Source organism: Caballeronia sp. M23-90, from assembly GCF_053574605.1.
The window spans coordinates 1-4,558 of sequence record NZ_JBSIPA010000506.1; the positions used below are offsets into that span (position 1 = coordinate 1).

The following is a 4,558-nucleotide window of genomic DNA, read 5'->3' on the forward strand; positions in this document are numbered from 1 at the left end:
GGGCGACAACGTGTCGATCACGGTGAAGCTGATCGCTCCGATCGCCATGGAAGAAGGTCTGCGCTTCGCTATCCGTGAAGGCGGTCGTACCGTCGGCGCCGGTGTCGTGGCCAAGGTTCTCGAGTAAAATCCTGAGCTTGCTTCAAAAGCTGTAGTTAGCAGTCGTGCCCGGGGCCGGGCGCACGTGCCTTACGCGTGCTCGGCTCCTTGCTCTTTTACCAAATCGACGGTGCAACACCGTCTCGCTCTTTTCAAGGAATTGTCATGGCAAACCAGAAAATCCGCATTCGCCTCAAGGCTTTCGACTATCGTCTGATCGATCAATCGGCAGCTGAAATTGTCGATACGGCCAAGCGGACTGGCGCAATCGTACGTGGCCCGGTGCCGCTGCCGACCCGTATCCAGCGTTTTGACATTTTGCGTTCGCCGCACGTCAACAAGGCGTCGCGCGATCAGCTTGAAATCCGTACGCACCAGCGCCTGATGGACATCGTCGACCCGACGGACAAGACCGTTGACGCGTTGATGAAGCTCGACCTGCCGGCTGGCGTCGACGTCGAAATCAAGTTGCAGTAAGTTTCACCGCGCCGCTCTCGCGAGGAGTGGCGCTAAGTCTTTGATTGCTTGCGGAAAACGAAAAGCCTTGTTATACTCCAAGGCTTTTCGCGCATTTGCGCAAAAAAGTCGGTGCGATTCTCAGGAATTGACCGGCATTTTGTAAATCAGCCCCGACCAATCGCAGTTGGGAATGGAGAAAACGATGAGCCTTGGACTCGTAGGTCGCAAGGTTGGCATGACCCGTATCTTTACGCCTGAAGGGGATTCGATTCCCGTCACCGTACTGGACGTGTCGGACAACCGAGTGACGCAGATCAAGTCTGTAGAAACGGATGGTTACATCGCCGTTCAAGTTGCATTCGGTACTCGCCGCGCATCGCGCGTGACGAAGCCGCTGGCAGGTCACCTTGCCAAAGCCGGCGTACAAGCTGGTGAAGTCCTCAAAGAATTCCAAATCGATTCCACAAAGGCTGCCGAGTTGTCGAACGGTACCGTGATCGGTACGGACATTTTCGAAGTGGGTCAGAAAGTCGACGTGCAAGGCGTGTCGATCGGTAAGGGCTACGCCGGTACCATCAAGCGTCACAACTTTGCTTCGGGTCGCGCATCGCACGGTAACTCGCGTTCGCACAACGTCCCTGGTTCGATCGGTATGGCGCAGGATCCGGGTCGTGTTTTCCCGGGTAAGCGCATGACGGGTCACATGGGCGACGAAACGGTTACGGTGCAAAACCTCGTGATCGCTCGCATTGACGCTGACCGCAATCTGTTGCTGGTTCGCGGCGCCGTTCCTGGCGCCAAGGGCGGCAAGGTTTTCGTGACGCCGGCAGTCAAGACGCGCGCTGTGAAAGGAGCGAAATAATGGAACTTAAGCTCCTGAACGCCAATGGTCAGGAAGGCACGGGTGTAAACGCATCGGACGTCGTGTTCGGTCGCGATTACAACGAAGCGCTGATCCATCAGGTCGTCACGGCCTATCAAGCCAACGCACGTAGCGGTAACCGCGCGCAGAAGGATCGTGAGCAAGTCAAGCACACGACCAAGAAGCCGTGGCGCCAAAAGGGTACGGGCCGCGCTCGTGCCGGTATGTCGTCGAGCCCGTTGTGGCGCGGCGGTGGCCGTATCTTCCCGAATTCGCCGGAAGAAAACTTTTCGCACAAGGTCAACAAGAAGATGCATCGCGCAGGTCTCTGCTCGATCTTCTCGCAGCTGGCCCGTGAAGGCCGTATCTCGGTAGTCGACGAGCTCACGCTCGAAGCGCCGAAGACCAAGCTGCTGGCCGAAAAATTCAAGGCAATGGGTCTGGAATCGGTCCTGGTCATCACTGACACGGTCGACGAAAACCTGTACCTCGCGTCGCGCAATCTGGCCCACGTGGCCGTTGTCGAGCCGCGTTACGCCGACCCGCTCTCGTTGATCTACTTCAAGAAGATCCTGATTACGAAGGCTGCGGTCGCCCAGATCGAGGAGTTGCTGTCATGAGCGAGATTCGCAAGAACGATCATCGTTTGATGCAGGTCCTGCTCGCGCCGGTGATCTCCGAAAAGGCGACGCTGGTGGCCGACAAGAACGAGCAAGTTGTGTTCGAAGTCGCGCCCGATGCCACGAAGCAGGAAGTGAAGGCTGCTGTCGAGCTGCTGTTCAAGGTAGAAGTCAATTCCGTCAACGTGCTGGTCACGAAGGGTAAAGCCAAGCGCTTTGGCCGCTTCATGGGCAAGCGCAAAGACGTGAAGAAGGCATATGTCTGCCTGAAGCCCGGCCAGGAAATCAACTTTGAAGCGGAGGCCAAGTAATCATGGCAATCGTAAAAGTTAAGCCGACTTCGCCGGGTCGCCGCGCGATGGTCAAGGTGGTCAACAAGGACCTGTACAAGGGCAAGCCGCATGCAGCGCTGCTCGACGCACAGTCCGTGACCGCCGGCCGGAACAACTCCGGTCGCATCACGACGCGTCACAAGGGTGGCGGTCACAAGCAACACTACCGTATGGTCGATTTCCGTCGCAACAAGGACGGAATTCCGGCAAAGATCGAACGTCTTGAGTACGATCCGAACCGTAGCGCGAACATCGCGCTGGTTCTGTACGCAGACGGCGAGCGCAAGTACATCATCGCTCCGAAGGGTGCGACGGTGGGTCAATCGTTGATGTCTGGTTCGGAAGCGCCGATCCGCTCGGGTAACACCCTGCCGATCCGCAACATTCCGGTCGGTACGACGATTCACTGCATCGAGATGCTGCCGGGCAAGGGTGCGCAAATGGCGCGTTCGGCTGGTACGTCGGCAATGCTGCTGGCTCGTGAAGGCACGTACGCTCAGGTTCGCCTGCGTTCGGGTGAAATTCGCCGTGTGCACATCGAGTGCCGCGCGACGATTGGTGAAGTTGGCAACGAAGAGCACAGCCTCCGTCAAATCGGTAAGGCCGGTGCTAACCGCTGGCGCGGTATCCGCCCAACGGTGCGTGGCGTTGCAATGAACCCGGTCGATCACCCGCACGGTGGTGGTGAAGGTAAGACGGCAGCAGGTCGCGATCCGGTCAGCCCGTGGGGAACCCCGGCTAAGGGCTATCGCACCCGCAGCAACAAGCGCACGACGACGATGATCGTTCAGCGCCGTCACAAGCGCTAAGGAGTAAGCAATGGCACGTTCTGTTAAAAAAGGTCCGTTCTGCGACGCTCATTTGCTGAAGAAGGTTGAGGCTGCCGCAGCTGCGCGTGACAAGAAACCGATCAAGACCTGGTCGCGTCGTTCGACGATCCTGCCGGACTTCATCGGTCTGACGATCGCCGTTCATAACGGCCGTCAACACGTCCCGGTTTATGTTTCGGAAAACATGGTCGGCCACAAACTTGGCGAGTTCGCATTGACCCGTACGTTCAAGGGTCATGCAGCCGACAAGAAGGCCAAGAAATAAGGGGCTATCAAGATGGAAGTAAAAGCTATTCATCGCGGTGCCCGCATCTCGGCGCAGAAAACGCGTCTTGTGGCTGACCAGATCCGTGGTTTGCCGGTCGACAAGGCGCTGAACGTTCTGACGTTCTCGCCGAAGAAGGCGGCGGGTATTGTCAAGAAGGTCGTGTTGTCTGCGATCGCGAATGCGGAACACAACGAAGGCGCCGACATCGACGAGCTCAAGGTAACGAGCATCATGGTCGACAAGGCCGCTTCCCTGAAGCGTTTTACCGCGCGCGCAAAAGGCCGTGGTAACCGCATCGAGAAGCAATCCTGTCACATCACTGTGACGGTCGGGAATTAAGGAGCCATACGATGGGACAAAAAATTCATCCGACAGGCTTCCGTCTGGCTGTCAGCCGAAATTGGGCGTCGCGTTGGTACGCGAACAACACCAATTTCGCGTCGATGCTGCAGGAAGACATCGGTGTTCGTGAATACCTGAAGAAGAAGCTGAAGAACGCTTCGGTTGGTCGGGTAGTCATCGAGCGTCCGGCGAAGAACGCACGTATCACGATTTACAGCTCGCGTCCGGGCGTTGTGATCGGCAAGAAGGGTGAGGATATCGAACTGTTGAAGTCGGAACTGCAACGCCGCATGGGTGTTCCGGTCCACGTCAACATCGAAGAAATCCGCAAGCCGGAAACCGACGCACAGTTGATCGCTGATTCGATCACGCAACAACTCGAGCGCCGGATCATGTTCCGCCGCGCGATGAAGCGTGCGATGCAAAACGCCATGCGTCTGGGTGCCCAGGGCATCAAGATCATGAGCGCAGGCCGTCTTAACGGTATCGAAATCGCTCGTACGGAGTGGTATCGCGAAGGTCGCGTTCCGCTTCACACGCTGCGCGCAGATATCGACTACGCAACTTCGGAAGCGAAGACGACCTACGGCATCATCGGCGTCAAGGTGTGGGTCTACAAGGGCGACACGCTGGGCCGCAATGACGCACCGGTGGTCGAAGAAGTAGCCGAAGACAAGCGTCCGCGCCGCAACGCACGTCCGGGTGGCGATCGCCGTCCGCGTCGTGACGGTGAAGGTGGTGGTCCA

The 4,558-nt window shown here is 57.7% G+C and carries 9 protein-coding genes; all 9 read left to right on the forward strand.

From position 1 onward, the window contains the following. The coding region (locus ACRXB1_RS31135) for an EF-Tu C-terminal domain-related protein (protein WP_449492456.1) at positions 1 to 127 on the forward strand (127 nt) is incomplete at its 5' end. 137 nt (positions 128 to 264) lie between these two features. Then, positions 265 to 576, forward strand: coding sequence for a 30S ribosomal protein S10 (rpsJ, locus tag ACRXB1_RS31140; protein WP_056355405.1), 312 nt, complete (start codon positions 265 to 267; stop codon positions 574 to 576). A 184-nt stretch (positions 577 to 760) separates the two neighbouring features. Further along, positions 761 to 1,420, forward strand: coding sequence for a 50S ribosomal protein L3 (gene rplC, locus ACRXB1_RS31145; protein WP_056355628.1), 660 nt, complete (start codon positions 761 to 763; stop codon positions 1,418 to 1,420). Beyond that, entirely contained in the window at positions 1,420 to 2,040 is a 621-nt protein-coding gene (rplD, locus tag ACRXB1_RS31150; protein ID WP_056355407.1) for a 50S ribosomal protein L4, read from the forward strand. Before rplC ends, rplD begins: the two co-directional genes overlap by 1 nt. Next, positions 2,037 to 2,351 carry a 50S ribosomal protein L23 gene (gene rplW, locus ACRXB1_RS31155; RefSeq protein ID WP_031361581.1) on the forward strand — a complete coding sequence of 105 codons (315 nt, stop codon included), beginning with the start codon at positions 2,037 to 2,039 and terminating at the stop codon, positions 2,349 to 2,351. Before rplD ends, rplW begins: the two co-directional genes overlap by 4 nt. Before the next feature lie 2 nt (positions 2,352 to 2,353). Beyond that, positions 2,354 to 3,181, forward strand: coding sequence for a 50S ribosomal protein L2 (rplB, locus tag ACRXB1_RS31160; RefSeq protein ID WP_062000488.1), 828 nt, complete (start codon positions 2,354 to 2,356; stop codon positions 3,179 to 3,181). Between the two features lie 10 nt (positions 3,182 to 3,191). Beyond that, entirely contained in the window at positions 3,192 to 3,467 is a 276-nt protein-coding gene (gene rpsS, locus ACRXB1_RS31165; RefSeq protein ID WP_031361579.1) for a 30S ribosomal protein S19, read from the forward strand. A gap of 12 nt (positions 3,468 to 3,479) precedes the next feature. Next, complete coding sequence (rplV, locus tag ACRXB1_RS31170; protein ID WP_031361578.1) at positions 3,480 to 3,809, forward strand: 50S ribosomal protein L22; 330 nt, start codon at positions 3,480 to 3,482, stop codon at positions 3,807 to 3,809. Between the two features lie 11 nt (positions 3,810 to 3,820). Continuing rightward, on the forward strand, positions 3,821 to 4,558 hold a 738-nt coding region (rpsC, locus tag ACRXB1_RS31175; protein ID WP_449494235.1), incomplete at its 3' end, for a 30S ribosomal protein S3.

Excerpts from the sequence above, each read along its gene's own strand:
- rplW (WP_031361581.1), top strand. The coding sequence starts at position 2,037 with ATGAGCGAGATTCGCAAGAACGATCATCGTTTGATGCAGGTCCTGCTC.
- rplD (WP_056355407.1), top strand. The coding sequence starts at position 1,420 with ATGGAACTTAAGCTCCTGAACGCCAATGGTCAGGAAGGCACGGGTGTA.
- rplB (WP_062000488.1), top strand. The coding sequence starts at position 2,354 with ATGGCAATCGTAAAAGTTAAGCCGACTTCGCCGGGTCGCCGCGCGATG.
- rplC (WP_056355628.1), top strand. The coding sequence starts at position 761 with ATGAGCCTTGGACTCGTAGGTCGCAAGGTTGGCATGACCCGTATCTTT.
- rpsS (WP_031361579.1), top strand. The coding sequence starts at position 3,192 with ATGGCACGTTCTGTTAAAAAAGGTCCGTTCTGCGACGCTCATTTGCTG.
- rpsJ (WP_056355405.1), top strand. The coding sequence starts at position 265 with ATGGCAAACCAGAAAATCCGCATTCGCCTCAAGGCTTTCGACTATCGT.
- rplV (WP_031361578.1), top strand. The coding sequence starts at position 3,480 with ATGGAAGTAAAAGCTATTCATCGCGGTGCCCGCATCTCGGCGCAGAAA.